At 49.5% G+C, this 25,647-nt stretch carries 9 protein-coding genes; 6 read left to right on the top strand and 3 right to left on the bottom strand.

All coding sequences use genetic code 11. The annotated features are described in order from the left end of the window. Window positions 1–9 precede the first annotated feature (9 nt). The gene (gene lapD / locus AC0IXI_RS04095) at window positions 10–1,950 is read left to right on the top strand and encodes a cyclic di-GMP receptor LapD (RefSeq protein WP_134184534.1); all 1,941 of its coding nucleotides are present in this window, start codon (window positions 10–12) and stop codon (window positions 1,948–1,950) included. Between the two features lie 274 nt (window positions 1,951–2,224). Here the strand turns inward: lapD and AC0IXI_RS04090 are convergent, their stop codons facing one another. Together AC0IXI_RS04090 and AC0IXI_RS04085 are read right to left on the bottom strand one after the other, a co-directional pair. Then, on the bottom strand, window positions 2,225–2,575 hold the full coding sequence (locus tag AC0IXI_RS04090; protein ID WP_134184536.1) for a tryptophan synthase subunit beta: 351 nt from the start codon (window positions 2,573–2,575) through the stop codon (window positions 2,225–2,227). Between the two features lie 57 nt (window positions 2,576–2,632). Further along, window positions 2,633–17,248 carry a retention module-containing protein gene (locus AC0IXI_RS04085; RefSeq protein ID WP_471681967.1) on the bottom strand — a complete coding sequence of 4,872 codons (14,616 nt, stop codon included), beginning with the start codon at window positions 17,246–17,248 and terminating at the stop codon, window positions 2,633–2,635. Window positions 17,249–17,650: 402 nt separating this feature from the next. On the opposite strand from AC0IXI_RS04085, the gene AC0IXI_RS04080 reads away from it, so the two are divergent. The 3 genes from AC0IXI_RS04080 (at window position 17,651) to AC0IXI_RS04070 (ending at window position 22,641) form a co-directional block, all read left to right on the top strand. Continuing rightward, entirely contained in the window at window positions 17,651–18,994 is a 1,344-nt protein-coding gene (locus AC0IXI_RS04080; protein WP_471681966.1) for a TolC family outer membrane protein, read from the top strand. A 115-nt stretch (window positions 18,995–19,109) separates the two neighbouring features. Then, entirely contained in the window at window positions 19,110–21,281 is a 2,172-nt protein-coding gene (locus AC0IXI_RS04075) for a type I secretion system permease/ATPase (RefSeq protein WP_243839613.1), read from the top strand. Further along, window positions 21,268–22,641 carry an HlyD family type I secretion periplasmic adaptor subunit gene (locus AC0IXI_RS04070; protein ID WP_134184540.1) on the top strand — a complete coding sequence of 458 codons (1,374 nt, stop codon included), beginning with the start codon at window positions 21,268–21,270 and terminating at the stop codon, window positions 22,639–22,641. Before AC0IXI_RS04075 ends, AC0IXI_RS04070 begins: the two co-directional genes overlap by 14 nt. A 96-nt stretch (window positions 22,642–22,737) precedes the next feature. Here the strand turns inward: AC0IXI_RS04070 and AC0IXI_RS04065 are convergent, their stop codons facing one another. Continuing rightward, the gene (locus tag AC0IXI_RS04065) at window positions 22,738–23,343 is read right to left on the bottom strand and encodes a helix-turn-helix domain-containing protein (protein ID WP_064513556.1); all 606 of its coding nucleotides are present in this window, start codon (window positions 23,341–23,343) and stop codon (window positions 22,738–22,740) included. A 978-nt stretch (window positions 23,344–24,321) separates the two neighbouring features. On the opposite strand from AC0IXI_RS04065, the gene AC0IXI_RS04060 reads away from it, so the two are divergent. After that, complete coding sequence (locus AC0IXI_RS04060) at window positions 24,322–25,104, top strand: winged helix-turn-helix domain-containing protein (protein WP_064513558.1); 783 nt, start codon at window positions 24,322–24,324, stop codon at window positions 25,102–25,104. Beyond that, entirely contained in the window at window positions 25,101–25,619 is a 519-nt protein-coding gene (locus AC0IXI_RS04055) for a hypothetical protein (RefSeq protein ID WP_471681965.1), read from the top strand. Before AC0IXI_RS04060 ends, AC0IXI_RS04055 begins: the two co-directional genes overlap by 4 nt. Window positions 25,620–25,647: the final 28 nt, after the last annotated feature.

Here is a 25,647-nt window from a genome sequence, read left to right as displayed (position 1 = left end):
GATAAGCCTGTGTCTCTTTTCAAACAGCTTCTTATAGCTATCTTTCTTTTTATGCTGATTATCTTCAGCGGCAGTTTTATTGTTAATCTCGAAAGTTCTCGAGAGCAGTACAATAATCAGCTGCTGTCTCATGCGCAGGATGCTGCAACGGCGCTGGGCTTATCACTAACTCCGCACGTTGACGATCCGGCAATGATCGAGCTTATGGTTAGCTCGATTTTTGATAGTGGATACTACGATGCTATCCGCGTTATCGATCAGAGTAGCGGGAAAATCATCCTTGAGCGCACCGCCTCTTTGTCTATTCCTGAGGTTCCACACTGGTTCGTTGCGCTGGTTAATGTCTCTCCGCAAGCCGCGGAAGCCACCATTATGCGCGGTTGGCAGCAGGCTGCACGCGTCGAAGTAGTAAGTAACCCAGTCTTTGCCATTAAGCGTTTGTGGGAAAGTACGTTGGCAAACCTGTTGTGGATGCTGGCCTGTAGCGTCGTATGTATTCTGGCGGGTGCCGCACTATTACGCCGCCAATTGCGCCCTCTCAACTACATGGTCAAACAATCACAAGCTATTACTCGCCGTGAATACCTGACTCAGATCGACTTACCGAAAACCCCAGAGCTGCGCCGTGTGGTTGAAGCCATGAACCTGATGGTCACCAAACTTAAATCATTGTTTGAAGACCAGGCTGAACACAGTGAACGCCTGCACAATGAAGCCTATATCGACAGCCAGACAGGTATTGCGAACCGCCGTGCTTTCGATATGCAGATGCAAACACGTTTAAGCGACGAAGAAACCGCGCCAGGATATTTACTATTACTGCGTATTCAGGATTTGGGTGGCTTGAACCAACGTTTTGGCGGCCCGCATACTGACAACCTGCTCAAACATGTTGCCGATATGATGAATGTGGTGAGAAACCAATACGCCGGCTCAGACAGTATTCTTGCGCGTATCCGTGGTGGTGAATTCGCCCTGCTCTGCCCGGGTGTCACACACAATGAAATGCTGAATTTGCAAAACTCGCTCAATCAGCAGCTTGCCGCATTCTATGCCACCGGTATGTCTGACATGAACCCTGTCGGACATACCGGAATGGTGCCGTTTAGCTACGGCGATTCAGCGCAGTCGCTGATTGTTCAGGCTGACCGCGCGCTGACGGAATCAGAAACGCATACCACGCATCAGACTAATTTCCTGCCTGTAGTACAAACTGATGCCGCCCTGGAAGACCAACATCTGTGGTTTACTCGCCTTGAGAACGCGTTGAGTAAAGAACAATTCCAGTTATTCTTCCAGCCGGTTGTCAATTGTAAAAACACACAGAAAGTTATTCATTACAAAGTGTTGTCGCGCATCGTGGATGAAAACGGCAACAGCATTACCGCTGGCCGCTTCCTGCCATGGATTCACCGCTTTGGATGGAGCCAACGTCTTGACCAGGTGATGTTGAGCCTGACGCTGAAGCAGTTGAAAAGCTTCCCAGGCTATCTGGCGCTCAGCTTGTCCGGAAATTCACTGGCCAATGAGGCGAGCATCAAACAGCTCCTCAGCCCACTGAAGCAAAGCCCGCAGCTTGCCAACCGCTTAATTCTGGAGCTGGATGAAAACCAGTTGCCAGAACCTGAGCAGATGGAAGTGTTTATCAAGTCATTGAACCAGTATGGCTGTGGCTTGGGCCTGCAACACTTCGGTAGTCGCTTCGATATGATTGGCCACCTGTCACAATGGGGCCTGGCTTATCTGAAAATCGACTCCAGCTATATCCGCCATATTGATATTGAAAATGATAAGCGCTTGTTTATTGACGTGTTACACGGTGCGACCAACAACATTGATCTGCCATTGATTGCCGAGCGAGTAGAAACCGAAGGTGAACTGCGAGTGCTGCAAGAAGTTGGGATTTATGGAGCGATGGGGCAGTTGTTGGGCGAACCCGCGCCATTTTGATGCAGGAAAAAGGGTGGATGGCGCTTAGCGCTTATCCACCCTAACAAACCATAAAGCATAGTATCATCAATGAAATAGCCTAAATAGTTCGCGTTGCGTCAAGGCGACAAGAGAGCAACAAATTTGTCTGGAACAAATTTGAACGCTGCTTGCAGCGTCCCCAAAGGGGTAAGGCCCATGAATGGGCCGCATAATCCCCAGGAGCTTACAAAAGTAAGTGACTGGGGTTTGTGAACGCAGTCAACGCAGAAGCAGCTCGAAATATGACGGCTATTTAGAAGATGCCCTGGTCGTCAGAGTTCAATAAATCCTCTAACCCACCCAATCCCTGGCGCGCCTGCGCACGATTCATCAGCTTAACTTGCGCCATTGGCGGCAAGTCAGTAATCGTTATCACGCCCTTTTGAATCAGCAAGAAAATCAAATCGTCCAGAACACGGACCATTTCCAGGTCGCTTCGCTGAAGCAACTCACGATGCTGTAAAGTCCCATCAACCACATCGCGGGCATTGTTCCACGCCGCAATCTCCGGAGTCTGTGAGAAAATCTCACCCGTCATGCCGACAAACGGCTCGTTCTCAACTCGCGTCAGTTGGCCTTCTTCATTACGTTGAACGTAATACATTTTCGATACCTTTATATGCGTAGGAATCACCGCCCGGTTAAGGGCGGCGGCTCTCAATTATGAATGGTAATGCTCAGGCTTTGGGATTAGGTGGTCCATCGAGTAATGCGATGAGCCATGCGAGTCATGAGCGTCGTGACCCATTACAGAGCTCGGGTCACCTGCGGTATGAACTGGATGTGCCGGGTGCTGTGCGTCGCCTTTTCCACCTGGTGCATCTCCAGCTTTAATCATATGTGTGATATCTGGGTTTTCATGCAGCTCTTTAGCCAGATCGCTCAGATCAACTTTCTCGTTTCCGTGATTTTCTTTACCGGTAAAAATCTTCAGGCTTTCATCACCGTGATGACCTTTAGAATCATGGGCAAGATTAAAGGAGAAAGTATCGTGACTGTCATCAAACAGGTTACTTAATCCATTATCGTGAGAATGTGCATTAGCAGCATGATGTGACTTGTCACTACCATCTACGTCATGCTTTCCACGATGGGATGGATCATCCATCGTAAAATCAGCTTTTTGATGGATAACGTTGGTGTTGCCATGATCGTCGTTAGCGATAACTGAAACACCCACGCTATTTTTACCAATATGGAGCTCATTGGTATTAACCGGAACGTCATAGGTCAGATGGCCATTATCTTCGTGCAGTACCACGTCATAATGTTTGTCATTGATGGTGACATTGATATGTTCGTTGTTATGCACATCTGCGCTGTCGATCTGGCCGGTAATATGAGTCACATGATGACGCGCTTCTTGCGAGTCAATACGGTTATCGTCAGTGACATTGTTGATAGTGATTTTGGCGTCAGCGTGGGTGTCCACTAGCACATCATGTGAGTCATGAACGGTGATGGCGTTACCGGCTTTATCCGTCGCATTAATACTCACATCAAAGGTGTTTTTCCCGTCTTGCAGGTATCCTTTATCAACAGGAATGTCGTAACCCAGGTGGCCATTAATAACACTAACCACACCTGTAAACGACTGGTGGTTAATCGTCACCGTCACATGATCGCCCAGCTGTGCATCGGTATCCCTGTCAATTGTGCCGGTGACAGAAACATGGTCAACTTCTTTGGCATTGATAACATTGTTACCCGCCACGTTGTCGAGATGGATGGCGGCGTTAAGATGGGTATCCATCAGCACTTCATGTCCGGCATGAACGGTAATTTCGTTACCGGCACCGTCCGTCGCTTTGATACTCACATCAAAGGTGTTGCTCCCTTCATGCAGATACCCTTTATCCACCGGAATGTTGTAACCCGGATGGCCATTAATATCCTGAACCACACCGGTGAATGACTTGCCGTTCACCGTCACCGTGACTTCATCACCCAGTTTTGCATCTGAATCCGTACCCACCGTGCCGGTCACCGAAACATGGTCAGCAGCGGCGGCATTGATGACATCGTTGCCTGCCACTGGCTCGAGCGTAATGGAGGCACCAAGCTGCGTATCCACCTGCACATCATGTCCGGCATGAACGGTGATTTCGTTTCCGGCACCGTCCGTCGCTTTGATACTCACATCAAAGGTATTTGTCCCTTCGTGCAGGTACCCTTTATCTACATGAATGTCGTAACCTAGGTGACCATTAATCTCTTTAACCTCACCCGTGAACGACTTGCCGTTCACCGTCACCGTGACTTCATCACCCAGTTTTGCATCTGAATCCGTACCCACCGTACCGGTCACAGAAACATGGTCTATCGCTGCGGCATTGACCACATTGTTCGCTGAAACAGGATCAAGGGTGATGTTGGCATCGAGCTGAGTATCCACATGTACAATGTGTTCTTCATTAACGGTGATGTTGTTACCGGCAGCATCCTTCGCATCGACACTCACTTTTATGGTGTTGGCATTTTCATGCAGTAACGCTCTGTCCACATGAATGTTGTAGCCCAGCTGGCCCTTACCATCCACATCAACAACATCACCTTTGAATTCAGTGCCGTTAACCGTCACCGTCACTTTATCGCCTACATGTGCGTCTGCATCTGTACCAACCATGCCGGTTACCGAAACATGGTCTACCGCTGCGGCATTGACCACATTGTTCGCTGCCACAGGATCAAGGGTGATAGTGGCAGCCAACTGGGTGTCCATCTGCACTTCGTGTCCATCGTGAACAGTGATTTCGTTACCCGCATCGTCCGTCGCTTTGATACTCACATCAAAGGTGTTTTTCCCTTCCTGCAGTAAACCTTTATCCACATGAATGTCATACCCCAGATGACCCTGGCCATCCAGATCTATAACTTTTCCGACGAATGGTGTCTTGCCATTAACCATTACCGAGACTTCATCACCCAGTTTTGCATCTCCATCAGGAGTAACCGTGCCGGTGACAGAAACATGGTCAGACTCTGCGGCATTGATGACATCGTCCGTTGCCACAGAATTGAGGGTGATATGGGCACCAATCGTAGTATCGAGGGTAATGTTGTGAGTGTCGGTCGACGTTGCAGGGTTACCTGCCAGATCGTGGCCAGTTACGGTAATGACGACATTGTTAGCACCTTCATGAAGAAGATTTGTCGCAACCGGAATTTCGAAGGTCTTCTCACCGTTGGCGTTTTCAGAAATTACAACGTCCTTAAGATCAACATCAACACTGACCTTAGCACCGTTCAATTCAACAGTAATCTTGCCGTCGATGACATCACCTGTCACAACACCATGCAGAATAGTGTTGGTGCTGTGAGATTCCACGATGTTGACTTTATCGTCACCCGCGACGGCATCGAGGTGAATGGTGTTTGACGCATCCTTATCCACGGTGATGGTGTTGGTTTCAACCCGTGTCACGGTATTGCCCACATCATCAGTACCCGTCACTTTATAGGTGATTTCATGATGGAGCTGGAGCTCAGACGTACTGACGTTCACTTTGAAAGTGAATCCACCACTACTATCTTTATGGAGCGTTGCAGGCAAATCGTTGCCGTTAACGGTCACCGTTACGATGTCATTTTCTTTGACATCACCTGTGACCCTGCCGCTAATCTCTGTGGTTGGATTATGGCTTTCGGCCAGGTTAATAACGTTATCTGCTGTGACTTTATCGAACGTCAAAGTCACATCAGCATGATCGTCGATAGTGACAGTTTTGTTCTCGCTTTGACTAAAAGCATTACCCGCATCATCAGTCCCGGTGACTGTCACGGTAATCGCCGGATCGGTCCCAGGATTTACCTTTGATTCAGCTTCTAATTCGGCTTTCAAATCGGCCGTTTGCACCTTCAAGGAATAACCCAACTGACCGTTCATACCCGGTAGAGGAATGACAGTTGTGCTGGTCGGAACACCGTTAAGGATAACCGTCACCTGATCTCCAGGAGCAGCATCTTTACCTACGGTGCCGCTTATCTCCGTTTCCGTTGCACTGAGATCCTTAGCGGAGAGGATATTGTCACCAGAAACAGTGTGTATGGTGATAGAAGCTTCAGCGTTGGTGTCGATTGAATAGTGATGAGTCGCAGTACCTACGATGCTGTTTCCCGCATCATCATGCCCGGTAACTTCCGCAGTAATCGTGTCGCCTTTCCGCAAGTCGCTGGTATTAACATCAACCGTGTAATTCAGGTTTTTATCAATCTCGACGTCTTTATATTCCACACCATTGACCTGCAAAGTGACATGCTCACCAGGGTTTACATCACCGGTAACATGACCTGTGATTGCGGTTTTTCCTTGCCTGCTCTCATCAAAGTTCAGGATGTTATCGTCGGTAACTTTATCAATACTGACCGTCGCTTTAATCTCAGTATCAACCGCAACGGTTTTACCATCGCTAACCGTAATTGCGTTGCCCTGGTCATCATGACCGGTGACGCTAACGGTAATATCGTGAGACTGACGCAGATCGTCAATACTCACCTCTTTACTGAATCTCAAGTCACCATTCGAGTCTGTATGTACCTGCGTAGTAACCGCATGGCCGTTAACCATGATTGTCACATTGCTACCGTCTTTAATACCGTCGCCAGTCACTGTTCCAGAAACCGTAGTGGTACCAGTTTTCGATTCAGCAATATTGATAACGTTGTCGCCGGCAATATTATCAAGTTGAATAGTGGCAGTAACATCCTTATCAATCGTCAGATCTTTAGATACCGTGAACTCCTGGCTGCCGCCGCCGTTATGCCCCGTTACCAGTGCCGTGATATCCGGACTGTTGAGCAGGCTTGTGGTATCAACAGGGATTTCATAGCCAAATTCACCAGGTAGATTCGGTAGTTCGACAACGTGACCGGTATAGGTATCTTTACCAATATGAAGCGTTACTTCATCACCCGGGTGAACATCACCGTGAACCGTACCGCGAATGACCGTATGGCCCGCTTCTGACTCAACTTTATTGATGACGTCATTCCCCGCAACCGGGCTGATAGTTATGTCAACGTGAGGCGGGTTGACCTGTGGTGGGGTGGTGGTACCGCCAGTATGGTCACCAGTATTGATAGGCCATGGAGCACCTTGGCCAACGCTATCCGCTCTGGCTGTATAGGTATTACCGTGCGGGTCAGTGGAAGTGATTTCTACAGTGACTTTTGCGTTAATATCTAAATCGTGACCATTAATCTCATCATGGCTGCTAAAACCTAACTTACCATCCGCAAGGACTATGACATTCGTCGTAAAGGTTTTAGTTCCGGCATGAATGGTCACCACGTCACCTTCTTTTGCATCACCGGTGACATGTCCATCTATAACCCAGAAATCATTTCCAGCATCCAGTCCCAAATGATGAATATCGATACCAGCTTCCGCACGCGTATCAATATTTACAATACGATTGCCCTCAGCCAGTACGCTATTACCTGCCGCATCTGAACCCGTTACCGATGCATGAATGACGGGTTTATTGTCGCCAGAAAGCAAATCGCTGGTGCTGACATCAATGCTGTAGCGCCCTTTATCGTTCACGCTACCGTAGTAATGCTGACCGTTTACCGTGAGATCAACCTGGTCGCCAGGATGCACATCCCCGGTCACATGGCCGGTAATGGTTGTATGAGGATTGTGAGCTTCAGCATTATTAATTGTGTTGTCGTCAGTAACGCGATCAATTGTGATGGAGGCAGTTGCATGATCATCGCTTGATACGTCATGTGTCGTACCAGCTGTCACAGTGTTATGCGCGCCATCTTCGATGGAGACAGTTGCGGTAATATGTGGGTTATTGAGCAACCCTTTGGTTGGCACGTCATAGCTATAACCCAAGCCACCGCCGAGGAATGACTGCGGCCCTACAGTGGCGTGGTAAACCTTCCCATCGACAGTAATATCAACTGTATCCCCAGCTTCAACTTCTCCCCCAACACGACCATTGATCGTCGTGGTTGGTGAGGTTTGATCCAGCCCATTCAGAATATCGTCGCCTGACACAATATTGATTGTCACTGAAGCTGCTGCATGGTCGTCGATATTCACATGATGGTCAGCAGTTGCAACTGTGTGGTTAAGCGCGGTGTCAGTTACATCAATGCTGGCATGGATATTCGGATCCTGATGAATATCCGTCGCTTCTACCAGAATGTTGTAACCCTTGTTGCCATCAGCCTGAGTTTCAACTGTGCCATGATATTCATGACCGTTAACCTTCAGCGTCAGTGGATCACCTACATTCATTTCACCCGTGACTTTACCGCTTACCAGGGTGTAATGATGGTTAAGTTCTTCACCGTTAAGCGTGTTATCCGGCGTAACTGAATCGACGGAGATGGTCGCCTCAACCTTAGTATCCACATTGACATGCTGGTCGGCTTCGGCTGTTGCCACGTTATTGGCCTGATCCGTAACGGTAATAGTTGCCTTTAAATTTGGATCTTTCATCAAGTCATAGGTGCTGACATCAATGCTGTAATGGTGGTTAGCATCGACCCGGCCAGTTAATTCAAGGCCGTTTACATGCAGCGTAACCAGATCGCCTTGTTTTGCATCACCGCCTACGGTCCCGGTAACCTTGGTAAATTCGTTCTGGGATTCCTGACCATTGATCCAGTTGTCGCCCGTCACTTTATCAATTGTGATGGCCGCTTCAGCATGGCGGTCAACGGTTATAACAGTTGTCACTTCGGCGAGCTGTTCGTTACCGACGCTATCATGTCCAACCACATGTGCAGTCAGGTTACTTTTCGTCCCGTCGGCACCCAGATCGTTGTTTTTAACCTCTAAGCTATAGCCCAGAGCACCATTCAACTGTGGCTGCGGTTCTACAGTCGTTTCGTACTGATGGCCATTCACCGTGACGATAACTTTATCGCCCTGATGGACATCAACACCGGTAACAGTGCCGGTCACTTTAGTGGTTTGCTGATGTTTGTATTCCATCTGGTTGATGGTGTTATCACCGGACACCAGATCCATGGTGATACCCGCTTCGGCAAAGTTATCAATATGGACAAGACCGTTCGCCGTCTGATTGACTTCATTACCGGCTGCATCGTGAGAAGTCACGGTGGCGGTGAAAGTGACATCTTTGTGGATCGAGCCTTGATTATCACTGAACGCCGATGGTGGAACAGCAATATGGTAGCCAAGCTGGTTGTTACCCAAATCAATCACTTTTCCGCCGAAAGAATGCCCGTTAATCTCGATCAAGACTTTATCGCCAACCTGGGCATCGCCACCCACGACACCATTAACGAACTGTTTTGCCGCATTCAGCTCATCGTGGTTCAGGATGTTATCTTTAGTGACACTATCAATGGCTATTGTTGCATCAGCATGAGTATCGAGCGTGATTGTCGTGTGCTCGGTCGCCACCGCCTCGTTATGAGCCGTATCGTGACTGGTCACTTTTACCGTCACGTCATTGTTACCTTCGATCAGCACACCAGTCGGGATTTTCGCTTCGTAATAAAGGTGACCTTGCGGGTCAGCAAAAATAGTCCCGTGGACGGTTGTCTTGCCAACAGTCACGTCCACCGCATCGCCGATGTGCGCGTCTTTACCGGTGATTCTTCCTGTTACCAGGGTTTCATGCTTTGACTCACCGGCGTTAACGACGCCGTCACCCGCCACAGTGTTAATCGTCACACCATTGTAGGCATGGTTATCAACGTGAATGGTGTGTTCACTGACAACAATAGCTTCGTTGCCGGCAGCGTCATGGGATACAAGAGTGGCCTTAACAGAAACATCTTTATTCAGAATAGTTTTGTTATCACCGAATTCTGTCGAAGGAACCGGGATTTTGTAGCCCAGTGTACCTTTCCCGTCATGCATATCCTCAACGCGACCACGATAATAGTGCCCGTTAATTTCGAGTGTGACTTCATCGCCAATCTGCGCATCACCACCGACAACGCCCGTGATGGTTTGATTATGGTGGCCTAATTCAGTGTGGTTGAGAATATTGTCACTGGTGGCGTCATTAATGGTGACGGAGTTATTTGCATGGGTGTCAACGGTGACGGTTTTATGATCCACCGCGGTTGAAATGTTACCGGATCCATCATGGCCGGTGATCGTCACCGTCACGTTATTTTGGCCTTCATGCAGCGCGCCGTTTGGTAGCGGCACTTCGTAGTGCAATTTACCGTCAGAACCTTTCACCACCACGCCGTTGTAATCAACATTGTTAACATGAACGATTACTGGGTCGCCTGCCTGCGCATCGCCTGTAACAGCGCCACTGATAAAGGTCGGCATACGGCTTTCGTGCGCATTGACGATGTCATCGCCCGCTACGGTCCCAATGGTGTTAACCGCTTCAGCGTGGTTATCGATATGAACACTGTGCTCAGTGCTCACTGTCACTTCGTTACCCACAGCGTCATGAGAAGTGACGTTGGCGATGATTTTAACGTTACTATCCAGCTTTTGATGGTTATCACCGAATGCTGAAGAATCCACTGGGATCTGGTAACCGAGATGGCCATTCCCCAAATCAATAACTTTCCCGCCGTAAAAGTGCCCGTTAATCTCTATGGAGACTTTATCCCCTATGCGAGCATCACCCCCGACGCCACCAGTAATCAACTGCTTCGGCGCAGCCAGTTCATCGTGATTCAGAACTGAGCCTGCGGTAAGTTCATGAATGTTGATAGTGGCATCTGCATGGAGGTCAACAGAGAAGTTATGAGTCTGAGTCGCAACAGCTTCGTTACCCACTTTATCGTGGCTCGTCACTGTTACCTGGGCACTAGTATTGCCTTCAGTCAATGCGCCAGCAGGTACCGGTACTTTGTAATACAGGTGACCATTAGAATCAGCCAGTACCTTGCCAGTGTATGTTGTTCCTTGAACAAGGACTTCAACATCATCACCAACCTGCGCATCTTTTCCACTAACTTGCCCAGTAATAAAGACTTCTCGCTGTGACTCAGCGTGGCTAACAATGTTGTCGCCCGCCACGGCGTTAATGCTCACACCATTGTAAGCATGGTTATCGACATGAACCGTGTGATCGGTCGTGACAGTGACTTCATTTTGCGCGTTATCGTGAGAAGTGACCGATGCAGTGAAATTGACGTCTTTATTTAAAATGACGTTGTTATCACCAAAGATTGAAGAATTGACATCAATTTTGTAACCCAACTGATGATTGCCAAATTCTTCTACCTTTCCATAGACATGAGTGCCATTAAAGTTCAGGTCAACAACATCACCAACTTTCGCATCTCCGCCAACAGTACCGGTGATGGACTGCGTTAGGTTGTTTAGCTCAGTATGGTTCAGCACGTTGTCTGTGGTGATGTCATCGATAGTGATGGTCGCTTCGGCAACATAGTCCGGGGTGACCGTATGGTCTGCCGTGGCGGTCGCGGTGTTACCCGCGTAATCCGTTGTCGTGATACTGGCATGCACCTGCTGGCCGTTCGCCAGATCTGCAGTGTTCACGGGGATGCTGTAGCCCAGTTGGCCATCCGGCAGTGGCTGCACCGTGCCTGTGAATTCATGGCCGTTCACTGTCAGGGTCACCACATCGTGCACGCGCGCATCGCCGCCCACGGTGCCTGTCACATTCGTGGTCTGCTGCTGGCTTTCCGCCGCATTGATGATGTCGTCGCCGGCAATCTGATTGATGGTGATGTCGGCTGTCGCCACGTAATCCACACTCACGCCATGGTCTGCCGTGGCGGTGGCGGTGTTACCTGCGTAATCCGTTGTCGTGATACTCGCATGCACCTGCTGGCCGTTCGCCAGATCTGCGGTGTTCACGGGGATGCTGTAACCGAGCTGGCCGTTTGGCATCGGCTGCACCGTGCCGGTGAACTCATGGCCGTTCACCGTCAGGGTCACCACGTCGTGTACGCGCGCGTCGCCGCCCACGGTGCCGGTCACTCTGGTGGTCAGCTGCTGGCTTTCCGTCGCATTGATGATGTCATCAACGGCGATCTGGTGAATGGTGATGTCGGCGGTGGCCACGTAATCCACACTCACGCCATGGTCTGCCGTCGCGGTCGCGGTGTTACCGGCGTAATCCGTCGCCGTGATACTCGCATGTACCTGCTGGCCGTTCGCCAGATCCGCGGTGTTCACTTCAATCGCGTAACCCAGTTGGCCATCCGGCATCGGCTGCACCGTACCGGTAAACTCATGGCCATTCACCGTCAGGGCCACCACGTCGTGTACGCGCGCGTCGCCGCCCACGGTGCCGGTCACTCTGGTGGTCAGCTGCTGGCTTTCCGTCGCATTGATGATGTCATCAACGGCGATCTGGTGAATGGTGATATCAGCGGTGGCCACATAATCCACGCTCACCGCATGCTCTGTCGTGGCGGTGGCGGTGTTACCGGCGTAATCCGTTGTCGTGATACTCGCATGCACCTGCTGGCCGTTCGCCAGATCTGCGGTGTTCACGGGGATGCTGTAGCCGAGCTGGCCGTTTGGCATCGGCTGCACCGTGCCGGTGAACTCATGGCCGTTGACGGTCAGGGTCACCACATCATGCACCCGCGCGTCGCCGCCCACGGTGCCTGTCACTCTGGTGGTCAGTTGCTGGCTTTCCGTCGCATTGATGATGTCATCAACGGCGATCTGGTGAATGGTGATGTCGGCTGTCGCCACGTAATCCACGCTAACCGCATGGTCTGCCGTCGCGGTGGCGGTATTACCGGCGTAATCCGTTGTCGTGATACTCGCATGCACCTGCTGGCCGTTCGCCAGGTCCGCGGTGTTCACGGGGATGCTGTAGCCCAGTTGGCCGTCCGGCATCGGCTGCACCGTGCCGGTGAACTCGTGGCCATTCACCGTCAGGGTCACCACGTCGTGTACGCGCGCGTCGCCGCCCACGGTGCCGGTCACTCTGGTGGTCAGCTGCTGGCTTTCCGTTGCATTGATGATGTCATCGACGGCGATCTGGTGAATGGTGATATCGGCAGTGGCCACATAGTCGAGGCTGACACTGTGGTCCGCCGTCGCGGTGGCGGTGTTACCGGCGTAATCCGTTGTCGTGATACTCGCATGCACCTGCTGGCCGTTCGCCAGATCTGCGGTGTTCACGGGGATGCTGTAGCCCAGATGGCCATCCGGCATCGGCTGTACGGTGCCGGTGAACTCATGGCCGTTCACCGTCAGGGTCACCACGTCGTGTACGCGCGCGTCGCCGCCCACGGTGCCTGTCACATTCGTGGTCTGCTGCTGGCTTTCCGTCGCATTGATGATGTCATCAACGGCGATCTGGTGAATGGTGATGTCGGCGGTGGCCACGTAATCCACACTCACGCCATGGTCTGCCGTCGCGGTCGCGGTGTTACCGGCGTAATCCGTCGCCGTGATACTCGCATGTACCTGCTGGCCGTTCGCCAGATCCGCGGTGTTCACTTCAATCGCGTAGCCCAGTTGGCCATCCGGCATCGGCTGTACGGTGCCGGTGAACTCATGGCCATTCACTGTCAGCGTCACCACATCATGCACCCGCGCGTCGCCGCCCACGGTACCGGTCACTCTGGTGGTCAGCTGCTGGCTTTCCGCCGCATTGATGATGTCATCAACGGCGATCTGGTGAATGGTGATATCAGCGGTCGCCACATAATCCACACTCACGCCATGGTCTGCCGTCGCGGTCGCGGTGTTACCGGCGTAATCCGTCGCCGTGATACTCGCATGCACCTGCTGGCCGTTCGCCAGATCTGCGGTGTTCACGGGGATGCTGTAGCCGAGCTGGCCGTCCGGCATCGGCTGTACCGTGCCGGTGAACTCATGGCCGTTGACGGTCAGGGTGACCACATCGTGCACCCGCGCGTCGCCGCCCACGGTGCCGGTCACTCTGGTGGTCAGCTGCTGGCTTTCCGTTGCATTGATGATGTCATCAACGGCGATCTGGTGAATGGTGATATCGGCAGTGGCCACATAGTCGAGGCTGACACTGTGGTCCGCCGTGGCGGTGGCGGTGTTACCGGCGTAATCCGTTGTCGTGATACTCGCATGCACCTGCTGGCCGTTCGCCAGGTCCGCGGTGTTCACGGAGATGCTGTAGCCGAGCTGGCCGTCCGGCATCGGCTGCACGGTGCCGGTGAACTCGTGGCCATTCACCGTCAGGGTCACCACGTCGTGTATGCGCGCGTCGCCGCCCACGGTGCCGGTCACTCTGGTGGTCAGCTGCTGGCTTTCCGTCGCATTGATGATGTCATCGACGGCGATCTGGTGAATGGTGATATCGGCAGTGGCCACATAGTCGAGGCTGACACTGTGGTCCGCCGTGGCGGTGGCGGTGTTACCGGCGTAATCCGTTGTCGTGATACTCGCATGCACCTGCTGGCCGTTCGCCAGATCTGCGGTGTTCACGGGGATGCTGTAGCCCAGATGGCCATCCGGCATCGGCTGTACGGTGCCGGTGAACTCATGGCCGTTGACGGTCAGCGTCACCACATCGTGCACCCGCGCGTCGCCGCCCACGGTACCGGTCACTCTGGTGGTCAGCTGCTGGCTTTCCGTCGCATTGATGATGTCATCAACGGCGATCTGGTGAATGGTGATGTCGGCGGTGGCCACGTAATCCACACTCACGCCATGGTCTGCCGTCGCGGTCGCGGTGTTACCGGCGTAATCCGTCGCCGTGATACTCGCATGTACCTGCTGACCGTTGGCCAGATCCGCGGTGTTTACATCAATCGCGTAACCCAGTTGGCCGTTCGGCATTGGCTGCACGGTGCCGGTAAATTCATGACCGTTAACCGTCAGCGTCACCACATCATGCACACGCGCATCGCCGCCCACGGTGCCGCTGATGGTGGTGGTTGGCTGCTGGCTTTCCGCCGCATTGAGGATGTCATCAACGGCGATCTGGTGAATGGTGATATCAGCGCTCGCCACATAATCCACACTCACGCCATGGTCTGCCGTCGCGGTGGCGGTGTTACCTGCGTAATCCGTTGTCGTGATACTCGCATGCACCTGCTGGCCGTTCGCCAGATCTGCGGTGTTCACGGGGATGCTGTAACCGAGCTGGCCGTTTGGCATCGGCTGCACCGTGCCGGTGAACTCGTGGCCGTTCACCGTCAGCGTCACCACATCGTGCACCCGCGCGTCGCCGCCCACGGTGCCGGTCACTCTGGTGGTCAGCTGCTGGCTTTCCGTCGCATTGATGATGTCATCAACGGCGATCTGGTGAATGGTGATATCGGCAGTGGCCACATAATCCACGCTCACCGCATGCTCTGTCGTCGCGGTGGCGGTGTTACCTGCGTAATCCGTTGTCGTGATACTCGCATGCACCTGCTGGCCGTTCGCCAGGTCCGCGGTGTTCACGGGGATGCTGTAACCCAGATGACCATCCGGCATCGGCTGCACCGTACCGGTAAACTCGTGACCATTCACCGTCAGGGTCACCACGTCGTGTACGCGCGCATCACCGCCCACGGTGCCGGTCACTCTGGTGGTCAGCTGCTGGCTTTCCGTCGCATTGATGATGTCATCACCGGCGATCTGGTGAATGGTGATATCGGCGGTGGCCACGTAGTCAAGGCTGACACTGTGATCGGCCGTCGCGGTCGCGGTGTTGCCGGCACCGTCAGTGGTGGTGATGGTGGCGTGCACCTGCTGGCCGTTCGCCAGGTCCGCGGTGTTCACGTCAATCGCGTAACCCAGTTGACCGTCCGGCATCGGCTGCACCGTGCCGGTGAACTCATGGCCGTTGACGGTCAGGGTCACCACATCGTGCACCCGCGCATCGCCGCCCACGGTCCCGGTCACGGTGGTGGTCAGCTTCTGACTTTCGGCAGCATTAATGATGTCATCGCCAGCGATCTGATGAATGGTGATATCGGCGGTGGCCACATAGTCGAGGCTGACACTGTGATCGGCCGTCGCGGTCGCGGTGTTACCCACGTAATCCGTTGTCGTGATACTCGCATGCACCTGCTGACCGTTGGCCAGATCCGCGGTGTTTACATCAATCGCGTAACCCAGTTGGCCGTTCGGCATTGGCTGCACGGTGCCGGTAAATTCATGGCCGTTAACCGTCAGCGTCACCACATCATGCACACGCGCATCGCCGCCCACGGTGCCGCTGATGGTGGTGGTTGGCTGCTGGCTTTCCGCCGCATTGAGGATGTCGTCACCGGAAATCTGATGAATGGTGATATCGGCAGAAACGTTGGTATCAATAGCTACAGTATGATCGCTGGATGCCTGAGTCGTGTTCCCAGCCTCATCGGTTGACGTCACCGTGGCATGAATATTCGGATTGGCCAACAGCCCCTGAGTCGAGACATTAATCCGATAGCCCAGATTGCCATTACCGAGATCGATAACGACATCGTGATATTCCTTGCCATCGACGGTTAATGTGATGGCATCACCGATTTTTGCATCGCCGCTAACTGTTCCGTGAACGGAGGTCTGCGCTTCGTGAGATTCGTTGATGTTAATAACGTTATCAGATGTGACGTTGTCGATGGTGATGTTGTCGTGCAAATCAGTAACATCGATCACGGCATCAGTCGTGCTATATGCACTGCGGCCAGATACATCTGTAGCTGTGGCGGTAACGTTTATCTCACCTTCCACCAGTCCACTTAAATCTGGTTGTAATGTCCAATGGCCATTATTGACAGGTACGTCGATGGTGATTGTGTTTTTTTGGCTATCTGTGAAGGTCAGTGTGATGTGATTTTGATTACTGGTACCGCTGATATTTGTGTGATTGATTTCATTTTTGTTAATAAAACCATCGTTACCAGCAAAATCATCAATGTTAACTAACGGTGGTAAAACTGGAGGTGCTCCAGCATCGGCTAAGCCGTTCTCAGGTAAGTTAAGTTCCCATGTCGGCGAACCCAGTCCTACTGTTTTAAAACCGGCGGTTGGATCAATTATCTGCCCGGTTAAATCTAACTGAACAAGAGTGTGACCACCGCCGCCGCCTTCAATTTGCACCGGTGCTTCATTGCCCGCAGCGGTTGCTTCTAATGCTTGTGTCGGGTCAGCGCCGTCAGCAATGGATTTCTGTAACGATGCGACATCCTGAGTGTCATGCTCTGCAGTACTTACTGCATTCAAGCCATGCTCACTCCAGTGGCTATTACGTCCGAGATCCAGGGTTTTGCCATTTGGCAGTTCCATACTAACCGCGCCGCTGTCCCCGGTAACAATCTCTTCGCCACTGTAGATTCTGTCGCCTTCTTTCAAGAGACGCTGTGAGCCGTCTGCTTCAACTACGTAAACCAGACCAATTACTGCCTTAATCACACCAAGTAAATTGCTCACTAATACCTCTCTTGAATATCATCGTTATTTTTATAAATGCCACGATAAATTAAATAATTAATAACATTATTCTTTCATTCGAAAACATCCCCAAAAAGCAAAAAATGCCCATTAATGGACATTGGCTCTTCGGGAGAATTAATAAATGTAGAAAAAAACACAGTTATTAGAACTCTATTATCGGAGACTTGACTGAGCGTTAAATATAATCAAAAATGACGCAAAGTGAAACATCACATTACAGAACATTAAATTTCATTTCGAATGAAAGCCTCGTTTAATGTAATCAGATAAACACCTCTGCGCTTGTTAATTAATATGATGTTTCGTGTTAAAATTGAAATGGATATAAGGCGTGATATAGGGATATCGTTAACGCGCGCAATATAAAGGCTTCATAAAATGCAGAAGGTTTCCCTTTTTATACTTGGTTGTTTATCAATACCATCAGTTAATGCAGCAACTTTACAAAATACCGTAAATCAAGCTTTATCCAGCCATCCAGAAGTCAATGCTTCAGTAAATAGTCGTTATTCTGCAGAGCAGGATTTGCGCGCAGCGCGCGGGGGATATCTTCCTTCTTTGAATGTAGATGCAGAAGCAGGCAAGAAAAACATCAATGATGCTACCACGCGAGCAGGTGGCAGTAATAATGGCATGAATTTGTCTCCAAACGACGCCACGCTTAGCCTCAACCAGAATGTATTCGACGGTTTTGCGACGTCGAGTGAAGTTGGCCGTCAAAAGGCAACCGTTGATTCCCGCGCTTTTAACGTGCTCAACATCAGCGAAAATACCGCATTCCAGGTGGTTCAGGCCTACCTTGATGTATTGCAACGCCAGGAATATGTGCATCTGGCAGAAGATGACCTCGCGAACCATGAACGTATCTACGACCAGATTCATTTACGTACCGATCAGGGTGTTGGCCGTTCAGGCGATTTAATGCAGGCAGAAGCGCGTCTGGCGCAGGCTCGCAACAACTTGTTGACTGAGCAAACCAACCTCGAAGATGCCAATACTACATTCATGAGTGTGACCGGTGAAGCGCCTGAAAACCTGAGTCTGCCTGAAAGTATTGATGCCTTCCTTCCAAAATCGCTTGAAGATGCCAAACGCATAATGGAAGACAACAGCCCGCTGCTGAAATCTGCCAATGCCGATATTCAGGCTGCTCGCCAGCAATATGAAGCTTCAAAATCAACGTTTTATCCACGTGTTGATGTAGCGGTATCTCGCAGCATCAGTAATGACACCGACACGACTCGCGCCCATTCTGAAGAGTGGCAGGCGATGGTGAAACTGCATTACAACCTGTACCAGGGCGGCAGCGATAAAGCAGCAATGCAGTCCCGTGCGTATCAGGAAAAACAATCTCAGGACGTGCGTAATAACACCCTGCGCCAGATGAATCAGGAAATTGGCCTTGCATGGTCAGCATTAAAAAGCGCCAGAGACCAAATTCCTGCGGCCACAGATTATGCCGACCGCAGCGTGAAAGTTCGTACCGCTTATCAGGATCAGTTCAGCCTGGGTGAACGAACTCTGCTGGATTTATTGGATAGTGAAAATGAAGTATTCTCATCTAAACGCCGCCTTGTTGAATTACGTTATCTGGAAATTACGACGGGTTATCGTATTTGCGCGCGTACGGGTGAATTATTAAAAGCACTTAAAATTAATCCAGTGCCTGCAGGTCAACCAATAGACTCTCCAGAAAATAACTCATTACCTGAACTTAATTAGCATTTAATTAACTGAAATAGTTTCCCAATAAACTATTTCAGCATTAGCTATTTTTTATTTTTGCTGAATAATTGCGTCAGGAACATTCTCATCAATGAATTCACAAGTTGAACACATGAATACAATGTCAGAGGCTCCTCCTATTGAGGAGTCGCATTATCATGACCCGCGCAGTCGCAATGACGATCCATTGCTTGATTGCCTGCTGGTTCTTTGTTCTGTGCATGGTAAATCAGCAAGCCGCTCAACACTGAGTAGTGGGCTGCCGCTGGAGAACGATCGCCTGACGTTGGCTATTTTGCCTCGTGCTGCCGCTCGTGCAGGTTTAAAAGCACGTGTCATCAAACGTTCGCTCAATAAAATCGCCGCTATGTCTCTGCCTGCGATTCTTTTGCTACGTGATGGGGGTGCCGCCGTACTACTTGGTTGGAACGCCGATGGTACTGCTCGCATTATGCCAAGCGAGAGCGAAGGCGGTGAGATCAATATTGATGCAGCTGAGCTTGAGAAAAACTACGCAGGCCAGGTGATTTTCGCGCACCCTCGCCATGAGTTTGACTTACAGTCTGAATCTTTCCTGCCGCGTACAAAATCCTGGTTCAAAGACACGCTGATGCTGTCTCGCTATCTCTACATGGATGCGATATTAGCAAGCTTGCTGATTAACCTGATTGCGCTGGGAACTCCGCTGTTCACCATGAACGTGTATGACAGGGTTGTACCCAATCATGCCACGGTGACGTTGTGGGTTTTGGCCGTCGGTATTTGCATGGCGTTTGTTTTCGATTTGATCTTAAAAATGCTGCGCGGTGTCTGCCTCGACATTGCCGGTAAAAAGAGTGACCTGATTATCTCTGCCACGCTCTTTGAGCGTATTACCGGCATGGAGATGAAAGCGCGCCCTGCTCGCGTAGGTAGCTTTGCACAAAACATTCATGAATTTCAGTCGCTGCGTGATTTCCTTTCTTCACTCACGTTGACCACGCTTATCGATTTACCGTTTACGCTGGTGCTGCTGCTGGTGATTGGCATTATCGGCGGGACGCTGGCATGGATTCCGTTACTCACCTTCCCTATCGCACTGGTGATTAGCTGGGCGTTGCAGAAACCGGTAAATGCTGCCGTTGCCAAAACAATGAGTTTGGCAAGTGAGCGTCAGGCATTGCTGATTGAAACACTCAGTGGCCTGGACGCTATCAAAGTCAACAACGCGCAAAGCGAACGCCAGTATCAATGGGAGCAAACTCTGGGCAGTTTAAGCCGCCTGGAATTACGCGTTAAAACATTATCCAGCTTAGCCAGCAACTTGACCGGATGGTTCCAGCAAATGTCTGGCGTCATCATGATTATCGTCGGCGTGTATATGATTATTGGCGGCAAGCTGAGCATGGGCGGCCTGATTGCCTGCTACATGCTTAATGGCCGTGCGCTGATGCCAATGGGTCAGTTGACCGGGTTGATTGCCCGTTATCACCAGGCGCGTTTGACTATCAAAAACACCGAACAAATGATGTCGATGCCGCAGGAAAGACGCGATCATGAGCACCCTCTGAAGCGTGAAACCTTCCGTGGCAGCATTGAATTCAAAGATGTCGATTTCAGTTATCCCGAGCAGAAAAACCCTTCACTGCAAAAGATTAATCTGACCATTAAGCCCGGCGAACGCGTAGGTATTATCGGTCGTAGTGGCTCGGGCAAGAGCTCGATTAGCAAGTTGATAATCAATCTTTACCAGCCAACCGGCGGTAATATTTTGATCGACGATGTAGATGCTCGTCAGTTGGACGTCAACGATTTGCGCCACAGCATTGGTTATGTTCCTCAGGACATTCAGCTGTTTAATGGTTCACTGCGCGATAACCTGATTTGTGGTGCCCGTTATGTCGACGATGAAACGATGCTGCGCGCCGCGGAACTTGCTGGCGTTAACGAATTTGCTCGTGTTCACCCTGACGGTTACAACTTGCAAGTGGGTGAGCGTGGTATGCAGTTGTCCGGCGGGCAGCGCCAGGCTGTTGCACTGGCTCGTGCACTCCTGCTGGAGCCACCAGTCCTGTTGCTTGATGAACCAACCAGTGCTATGGACAACACCAGTGAAGACAAGATTAAACAAGCGCTGGTGCCATTTGTCGCTGATAAAACACTGTTACTCGTGACGCATAAAGCGTCGATGCTGACACTGGTTGATCGACTGATTATTGTTGATAAAGGACGCATTATTGCTGATGGCCCGAAAGCCATTGTTATGGATGCGCTGAAGAAGGGTCAAATCAATGCGTCTCGCTGAGTTATTTGCACGTTTACGCCCGCAAATTCGCCACTACTTTAAAGGTCGCGATGAGAACCAGGCCGATAACATTAACGAGGTGAGTCATGCTCTGATTGATGACTCACCGCGCGTTATTCGTCTGACTCTTTGGACTATCCTGGTATTAGTCTTACTGGCGTTCGTTTGGGCAGGATTTGCCAAACTTGATGAAGTTACACGTGGCGAAGGTAAAGCCATCCCGTCATCACGCTTGCAAAAAATACAGAACCTGGAAGGCGGTATTGTCACCGAGCTGTATGTGCATGAAGGGCAAATCGTTGAAGCTGGCGCGCCGTTGATTCATTTGGATGACACTCGTTTTGCATCAAATGTTGGTGAGACTGAAGCAGACAAACTCGGCTTGCAGGCTAAAATCGACCGTCTGACAGCGGAAGCCGAAGACAAAGAGTTTGTTATTTCTGATGAGATTGCTAAGAAGGCTCCAGAAGTAGCACGCGGGGAAGTCGATTTATTTAATAGTCGCCGTCGCCAGTTCCAGAATGAAATCGAAGGTCTTCAGGAACAGTTAGTGCAGAAAAAACAGGAGTTGCGTGACTTCCAGTCCAAACAGGCACAGTACAAGAACAGCCTGGGTTTACTGCAGCAAGAGATCAAAATGTCTGAGCCACTGTTGGCATCAGGTGCAATTTCTAAAGTTGAAATCCTGCGCTTACGCCGCACTGAAGTGGAAACTAAAGGGCTGCTGGACTCCATCACTCTTTCTATTCCTAAATCCGCATCAGAAACGAAAGAGATTGAAAATAAGATTGGCGAAAGTCGTAACCGCTTCCAGAGCGATGCGCTTTCACAGCTTAACGAAGCACGCACGAATCTGAGCAAAGCAGAAGCCACTGGCAAGGCTCTTGAAGACCGCGTCAATCGAACCATGGTAGTTTCGCCTGTTCGCGGTGTCGTCCAGCAGATTATGGTTAACACCATTGGTGGAGTTATTCAGCCCGGCAGTGACTTAGTAGAAATCGTGCCACTTGATGACAAATTGCTTATCGAAGTGAAAATTCAGCCGCGTGACATTGCCTTCCTGCACCCAGGGCAACATGCGGTGGTGAAGTTTACCGCTTACGACTACACCACCTACGGTGGTCTGAATGGCGAGTTGGTACAGCTAAGCCCGGATACCGTAACCGATAAAGAAGGCCACAGTTACTACATTGCACGCCTGCGCACAGATAAGAACTACCTGGGGACCAAAGAGCATCCAATGGTCATCATTCCGGGTATGGTCGCCTCAGTCGATATCATAACTGGTAAGAAATCTATTCTGAGTTATCTGCTGAAGCCGATTATTCGCGCCAAAGCAGAAGCGTTACGCGAAAGATAGAAACGATAAAAAAGCCGCAACAGATGATGTTGCGGCTTTTTTTATGGTGAGATTCAGTAGCTGTTTGGCGTTAAAAACATCACACTCAAGTTTGTCTTACTGGCCATTAAACGAAGACAACTTCCCACGATTCAATGTCAATTTACCCTCGTTAACCAACTCCTGAAGCACTTTATGGATAGCGCTACGTGAAATGTGGTTCCTACTGAGTATGAATGTGTAAACTGATGTTTTTTCACGAATTTCAGGCTCAAGGGACCAAATGTGCTTCACATGTTCCGTCACAATTTCGCGAATCGTTTTATGTGAACGTAGATTTTCACGCTGGAAATAACGCTGCAGATGATTAGTCAAAATATCAAATGCATGTATCCATAGGTTTTTCTTGCTGAGCATCTCATTAGCATTAGTCGAATTCATCACCCACATCTCACAGTCCGTGTCACACCGCAGGTAATGAGACATCACATCATTACGCATCTGTGCCAGGCCAAGGATAGCGGGTGCGGTAAAGCTCACCGTAACAAGGTCATTTTCAACTCGGTAAACAGAGACGGAGCCTTTCTCAAGATAAAAGATGTTTCCATCTCTTTTCATTTCAATGCGCTGACGTTTTTTTCTCAGAGAGAAATAAGCGTTTTCAGATTTTTTAATCTCATCTCCAATGAGCATTACAGATTCATCAAAATTAAGAATGGACATCAGCTTCTCTTACTCTAGTTATGGGATTGAGATTATCTCCTGGCGAAAAGCAAAGGAGATCACCCTAATGTAAATTGATAACCCGCTACTCGGCACGTATATCAATATAGAACATTACGGTAAACCTGCGATTGATAAGCCAGATACTGAGGATTGTAGGATGGCGATTTGAAAAGAATAGCCTTATGAATTCCCTGCCAGACAATATTCTACGCTCATGAACAACCACATACTTTATGATAATTTAATTATCTAACAATGAAACAATCACTCGGGAAAATAATATCACCGCATGTCATTTTTTAAACAGTCACAACTGTCATTCCATATACAGCAGGGATTAAAAATAGCTTGAAAAATAATATATAATAAATACAATGGCCAAACAATTGATATCACAATTACGGTATCAATTTTATCTTTAAACCAGGCAGTATCATTCTGCTGATATTTTCTTACCTGCTTTAAAAGCCATACCACTCTGAATAACATAAACACCAGGGTTGAAACCCCATAAATACATACTATTAATTGAAATAGTTTATTCAATGGCCATAGCCCCATTGTTATGGTGAGACATCATCAACGATGAGTAAAGGCGACTGAAATACTCAGTTATTAAATTTCATTTTCAAATTTACATTATTGAGAATCTAACCCTGAGATACCACGCCTGCCCCCTCGTGCTGCTCTGTCAGTGAGTATATTTATCTGAAGGCAGATACGTAATTTTTTTAATCTTTGCGTTGATAACTTTTTCTTTTCAGTTAAAAAAGAAACAATAAAAAACCATAAGATATTGATTTTAAATAACTTTTAATGTATAAAAACAGTTAACAACTTGTTAATCATAAGTGTACTAATGATCCGAGAAGTACCTACAGGGTAAAGTCGCTAAAAGGCTGGATTATTCCATGCCACATTGTGCTTATAATGGCAGGTGGAAAACCAGCCTGAGTCAACGAGAGTACTGGCAACATGTCCGAAGCAGATAATCTATGTTATCTCATTGAAAATAAAATAATATTCCTACCTGAGAAACAGTGTCTGGTGCATACAGACAGCCATGAACAGATAAAGCTCAAGCCGACAGCCTCCTTATGCCTGCTGTTGTTGCTCAGAAATCACGCTGAAATTGTGACTCAGAATGAGTTACTCGCTTTCGCATGGGGTGAAAGCCACAGGCAAGTTAGCTTTAACGCCTTTTATCAAAGTATTCTCTCTCTACGAAAGTCATTTTTACAAATGAATGTAGAGAAGCAAATAATCACCACGGTTCCGCGCAAAGGTCTACTTATTCAACAAGAAATAACCATTGAAAAAAAGTGGGATTATGCTGTATCTGAGGTTGATATCGAACTTACAGAGACGCCCTCTGTAACGGAAACCAATAGAGTCGAAAATAAAAAACTGCCGAAACTAAATCTGGTAGAAACGCTCATTATTATGTTTACCGTGCTAATAGCTGGTGTGCTTCTCTACCCAAAAGTAACCAGCGAAAATTATTTCTCGGGTTATGTTGCTTCAAAAAAATATGATGGCCAATGCCACTATTTTTTTAATGATGATGCCAGCAACTATCTCCGCCATGAGGGGTTTATCAAGGAACATCCTGAGATGTGTAGTGATAATAAATTTCTCTATATAACGGCATATCCTGAGACGAAAAATATCTCAATCATTCTGTGCACTACCGGTATGGATTTGTCACATGATAATTCCTGTCAGTCAGTCTATTACCCTCGGTATGATAGTAAATGAAGATACTCACCGCGATTGCCTCTCTTCGAACACAAACGCGCATCGTTTTTTTAGTATGTCTCGCGATACTTTCTGGCGTGGTGCTGTATCTTCACCACCCTTCTTACGAAAACCCGCATAGCCTCGCCTGCAGGGCGACTTTGCAGATAGTCAGAGACAACGCATCATTTCGTGGAATTGTCGATTTCAAATCCGCGGATGGCAAAGGCATTGCGCACATTAACGGCATCATTAACGTTACCCCGCAAGAAGAGTATACCGTCCAGCGAACCGTCCTGTTTACACTCGCAGACTATGGGCGTAGCCCTGTTTGGGTCTCTCGTCAGATTGTCATTTCAAACCGTGAAACAACCCCAGCAGGCATTGTTCAGCAATTTCTTCCTGACTTTTATTTGAAAAGCTCAGGAGTGACCGATATCGATATTTTTACGCTGAACAAGGACGCTGACCTCATCACTCGTGAAGGTATACCTTACTTGTACTGCCAGAAGTACATGCTACCTGATGATGCGTGACGTTTAGCTGTAAACATCGCCACTGTGC

The sequence above is a fragment of the Buttiauxella sp. AC038 genome (assembly GCF_979253565.1).
This window is presented reverse-complemented; position numbering and strand designations above follow the sequence as displayed.

Excerpts from the sequence above, each read along its gene's own strand:
- AC0IXI_RS04090 (WP_134184536.1), bottom strand. The coding sequence starts at position 2,575 with ATGTATTACGTTCAACGTAATGAAGAAGGCCAACTGACGCGAGTTGAG.
- AC0IXI_RS04080 (WP_471681966.1), top strand. The coding sequence starts at position 17,651 with ATGCAGAAGGTTTCCCTTTTTATACTTGGTTGTTTATCAATACCATCA.
- AC0IXI_RS04075 (WP_243839613.1), top strand. The coding sequence starts at position 19,110 with ATGAATACAATGTCAGAGGCTCCTCCTATTGAGGAGTCGCATTATCAT.
- AC0IXI_RS04070 (WP_134184540.1), top strand. The coding sequence starts at position 21,268 with ATGCGTCTCGCTGAGTTATTTGCACGTTTACGCCCGCAAATTCGCCAC.
- AC0IXI_RS04065 (WP_064513556.1), bottom strand. The coding sequence starts at position 23,343 with ATGTCCATTCTTAATTTTGATGAATCTGTAATGCTCATTGGAGATGAG.
- AC0IXI_RS04060 (WP_064513558.1), top strand. The coding sequence starts at position 24,322 with ATGTCCGAAGCAGATAATCTATGTTATCTCATTGAAAATAAAATAATA.
- AC0IXI_RS04055 (WP_471681965.1), top strand. The coding sequence starts at position 25,101 with ATGAAGATACTCACCGCGATTGCCTCTCTTCGAACACAAACGCGCATC.